This window comes from Longimicrobium sp. (genome assembly GCF_036554565.1).
Taxonomy (GTDB): Bacteria; Gemmatimonadota; Gemmatimonadetes; order Longimicrobiales; family Longimicrobiaceae; genus Longimicrobium.
The window spans coordinates 1-4,071 of sequence record NZ_DATBNB010000336.1 but is presented as its reverse complement, the minus strand read 5'-3'; the positions used below and the strand labels follow the sequence as shown (position 1 = coordinate 4,071).

General features: G+C 72.5%; 4 protein-coding genes. All 4 read right to left on the bottom strand.

The features are described from left to right. Nucleotides 1–1,456 (bottom strand): translation initiation factor IF-2 N-terminal domain-containing protein (locus VIB55_RS09530; protein WP_331876416.1); only part of this gene is annotated, 1,456 nt, incomplete at its 3' end. Beyond that, nucleotides 1,456–1,773, bottom strand: a complete 318-nt coding sequence (locus VIB55_RS09525; RefSeq protein ID WP_331025194.1) for a L7Ae/L30e/S12e/Gadd45 family ribosomal protein — start codon at nt 1,771–1,773, stop codon at nt 1,456–1,458. The genes VIB55_RS09530 and VIB55_RS09525, both read right to left, overlap by 1 nt. 52 nt (nt 1,774–1,825) lie before the next feature. Then, complete coding sequence (gene nusA / locus VIB55_RS09520) at nt 1,826–3,277, bottom strand: transcription termination factor NusA (RefSeq protein ID WP_331876415.1); 1,452 nt, start codon at nt 3,275–3,277, stop codon at nt 1,826–1,828. Between the two features lie 43 nt (nt 3,278–3,320). Continuing rightward, nucleotides 3,321–3,812: a ribosome maturation factor RimP gene (rimP, locus tag VIB55_RS09515; protein ID WP_331876414.1), complete on the bottom strand. Its 492-nt coding sequence runs from the start codon at nt 3,810–3,812 to the stop codon at nt 3,321–3,323. Nucleotides 3,813–4,071: the final 259 nt, after the last annotated feature.

Genomic DNA, 4,071 nt, shown 5'->3' with positions numbered 1-4,071 from the left:
GCAGCTCGATCTGGTCGAAGTCCAGCCGCTGGTTGATGGTGACCATCAGCCCCAGGTTCTTGAACGCCGACCCGATCAGCTGCGTGGGCGGTACGTCGATCAGCTCCGCCAGCTCCGCCACGGTCAGGAACTCGTTGACGCGAACCGTGGTAGCTTCCTCGGCGCGGCGGCGCGAAATCTCCTCTTCGCGGCGCTCGTGCTGCGAGGGACCCTGGTCGCGGGGGGACCGGCGCTTCTTGCGGCCGCCGGTCTCCATCGCGGCCATCGTCTTCCGGAAGTTGTCATCCACCGCTCCCTGGTCGACGCCGGCCCGGCCCTTCTTGCCCTTCTTGCGGTCCTTCTTCTTCCCCGCGTTGGCACCCGCACCGGCGGTGCCGGTGGGCGTGGTGCCGGCGGTGTCGCCGGGACGGCCGCCGAACGACTGCGTGCGGGCCGAGGACGGCGGCGCGGGCGGCGCCATGCTGCGCGCCGAGCGCGGAACGAACCCTTCCGGACGCGGCGGACGGGCCGCGTCACCCCCGGCCTGCTGCCCCTCGGGGCGAACGGGACGCGGACCGGCGGGAGCGCCCGGGCGCACCGACGGCGGCGGCGACGGACGGCGGTCGCCACCCGGACGCGCGGACTGCGGCCCGCCGGGCTGTCCACCGGGGCGGGCCGACTGCGGACCACCCGGCTGTCCACCGGGACGGGCGGACTGGGGCCCACCCGGCTGGCCGCCGGGGCGCGCGGACTGCGGTCCCCCCGGACGGGCGGACTGCGGACCTGCGGGCTGGCCACCGGGACGGGCGGACTGCGGGCCGGGGCGCGCGGAGGCGGCCGGGCGCAGCTCGTCGCGCCGCGGCGGGGCCGAGCGCTCGTCGGCATCGGCGCGGGCCGGGCGGTCCTCGACGATGCCGGCGGGCGGCGCGGGAACGGCGGGCTGCGCCGCGTCCACGCGCGGCGCAGCCGAATCGGTATCCACCGACTCCACGACGACGGTGACGTCCCTGGGCGGCTGGCCGCCGCGCGTCACCAGGTCGGCGCCGCGGTCCGCGGCTTCCATGGCCGCTTCGGCGGCGATGGCCTCGGCCGCGTCGGCGATGGGCGACGCGGTGCTGTCGGCCTGCGCCGGCTTCTGGCCGGCGGCGGGGCCTGCGTCGACGTCGGTCTGCGCGGCGGCCGTGGGCGTCGCCCCCTCGGCCGAAGCCTCGGCGGGAATGTCGTCGCCCTCGTCTTCACGACGGCGGCGGCGGCGGCGCGGCGCGGCGGAAGCGTCGCCCAGCGCGGCCGAAACCGCCTCGGCGGCCTCGGCGTGGCCGTGGCGGCGCTCCCGCTCGATGACGGTGCGCACCCGGGCGACGGCCTGCTCGGGCACGTCGCTCATGTGGCTGCGAACGGGTACGTCCATCTCCCGGAGGAGGTGCACCAAGGCCTCTGCCGGAACGCCCAGCTCCTTGGCGACTTCTAAGACTCGCATCAGTACGGCTCTCCTCCAGCTCGTTCCTGCACCTGTGGCGGACTGCCCGCCAACTCCAGGGCACGGCGCGCAAAACTCTTGTCAGTGAATCCAACGGCCGAAACCGGCCCCCGCCCGATGGCGGCGCCGATGTCGGCTCTCGTAAGGCAGACGGCGTAGGGTATGCCGCGGGCCTGCAGCAGCGGAACCAGCTTCTTGCTCTGCGTGGGCGATGCGTCGGCCGCCACCAGCGCGGCGGCCAGCGACCCGTCGCGGGCGGCCCCGCGGGCCATGTCGGTGCCGAACACCAGCTTGCGGGCGCGCGCGGCCAGCCCCATCAGGTTCAGCAGCGCGCGCTCCCCCTGGCCCGGCGCGGGTCCGTCGTTCGGCTCAGTCGGAATGCGGCAAATTCTCCGGTTCCGCGCCCGAAGTCAAGTCCGGAGCAGCTTCTCCGTCCTCGGCCCAGGCCTCGCCCCCGCCTTCGTTCCCCTCGTCCGATCCAGGGAACGCTTCGCCCGTGCCATCCTCGTACCCGCCGGCGGCCTCGTCCTCGTCTTCCACCGTCAGCCGCTCGATTTCCGACACCAGGCGGTCCGCCTCGGCGGCGCCGATGGCCGGGATGCGCAGGAAGTCCTCGCGCTCCAGGTCGATGATGTCGAAGAAGGTGTTGTAGCCGGCCGCCTCCAGCGCCGCCAGCGTGGCGGGCGCCAGGTCCAGGTCGCGCAGGGCGAAGTCGGTGCTCTCGTACTCGGCCTCGTCGCCGCCGCCGAACAGCGCGCGCTCGGCGCCCCGCTCCAGCCACTCGCGCGATCCGAACAGGTCGATCTGCCAGCCGATCAGCTGGCTGGCCAGGCGCACGTTCTGGCCGTTGCGCCCAATGGCCAGCGACAGCTGGTCTTCATCGACGATGGCCGTCATGGTGCGGGCCTCGTAGTCCGAGATCACCTTGGCCACGCGGGCCGGGGCCAGCGCGCGCTTGGCGTACGTCTCGGGGTCCGGGTGCCACGGCACGATGTCGATGCGCTCGCCGCCCAGCTCCTGCACCACCGCGCGGACGCGGCTGCCCTTGAGGCCCACGCAGGCGCCTACGGGATCGATCGATTCGTCGCGCGAACTGACGGCGATCTTGCTGCGGAAGCCCACCTCGCGGGCGGCGCCGCGGATCTCCACGATCCCCTGCGTGATCTCGGGCACCTCGAGCTTGAAGAGCGCGGCCACGAACAGCGGGTCGGCGCGCGACAGGATCAGGCGCGGGCCCTTGGGCGTTTCCTCGACCTTCTTGAGCACGGCCCGGATGGGCTCTCCCTGGCGGAACCGCTCGCGGGGGTTCTGCTCCTTCCACGGGACGATGGCGTCGGCGTCGCGGCTGCGGTTGAGCAGCAGCACCATCTTGCCGCGCTCCACCTGCTGCACCTCGCCCGAAAGCAGCTCGCCCACGCGGTGCTCGTACTCGTCGCGGATCTTCTGCCGCTCGCCCTCGCGGACGCGCTGCAGAATGCGCTGCTTGGCGGCCATCACGGCGTTGCGCCCGAACTGGGCGAACTCCACGGGCACCTCCAGGATGTCGCCCACCTCGAACTCGGGGTCGTCCCAGCGCGCCTCTTCGAGCAGGATTTCGCGCGACGCGTCCTGCACCTCGGCCACCACCTCCTTGAGGACGGTGATGCCGATCTTGCCGGTGGCCTCGTCGATCTCGATTTCGGCCTCGACGTTGGGGCCGTAGCGCTTGGCCAGGGCGGCGAGAATGCCGTCCTTGATCAGGTCGTACAGTTCGTCGCGCGAGATGGCCTTGTTGGCCGTCATCTCGCGGAAGGCCGCGAGCACCTGCGTTGCGTTGTTCATGGAAGTCGGTCCCTTTTCTGTCACGGGCGCGCGGGCGCCTCCGTCAGCGCTTCTGGCCGCGCTCCCACCGGAAGACCAGGTTCCCCCGTTCGATCTCGCCCAGCGGGATTTCCACCTCGTCGCCGTCCACCTGCAGGGCCACGCGCTCTCCGTCGCGAAGGCCCACCAGCGTTCCCTGCACCTTCTTGCCGCGTCCCTCGATCGGCACGCGCGTCTTGACCGCCACCTCGGCCCCGGCGAAGCGGTCCCAGTCGTGGGGCTTCGTCAGCGGGCGCTCCACGCCGGGCGAGGACACCTCGATCACGTAGCGGTCGGAAAGCCCTTCGCGCTGGTCCAGCCAGGGCTCCAGCGCGCGGCTTACGCGGCTGCAGTCGTCCAGGCTGACGGCGGGCTCGCCGGGCTTGCTGTCGGGTCGGTCGATGGAAAGGCGCAGGATGGGCCGCGCGCGGCTTCCGGCCTGCTCCAGCTCCACCATCTCGTAGCCCAGCTCTTCGACGCGCTGGGCCATCTCCGCGGCAAGGGTTTCGTCCGCCACGCCGCCTCCCCCTCGTTGCCGTTTTCAGGGCAATAAAAAAAGCGGGGCAACCGCACCCCACTTCGCTGCGCGAACCGTCCGTGGCGCCCCTCGCCATGCTCGGACAACAAGGAATATAGGCGTTGTCTCGCCTGAGTGCAACCCGTGACGCCTCGCGTCCCCAACTCCGTCAGGCCTCACGCAGAGACGCGGAGACGCAGAGAGGCACGAGCCGCCTCTCACCAGCCCCGGGTGCGGGGGGGGGGGGGGGGGGGGGGGG

Excerpts from the sequence above, each read along its gene's own strand:
- nusA (WP_331876415.1), bottom strand. The coding sequence starts at position 3,277 with ATGAACAACGCAACGCAGGTGCTCGCGGCCTTCCGCGAGATGACGGCC.
- VIB55_RS09525 (WP_331025194.1), bottom strand. The coding sequence starts at position 1,773 with ATGGGGCTGGCCGCGCGCGCCCGCAAGCTGGTGTTCGGCACCGACATG.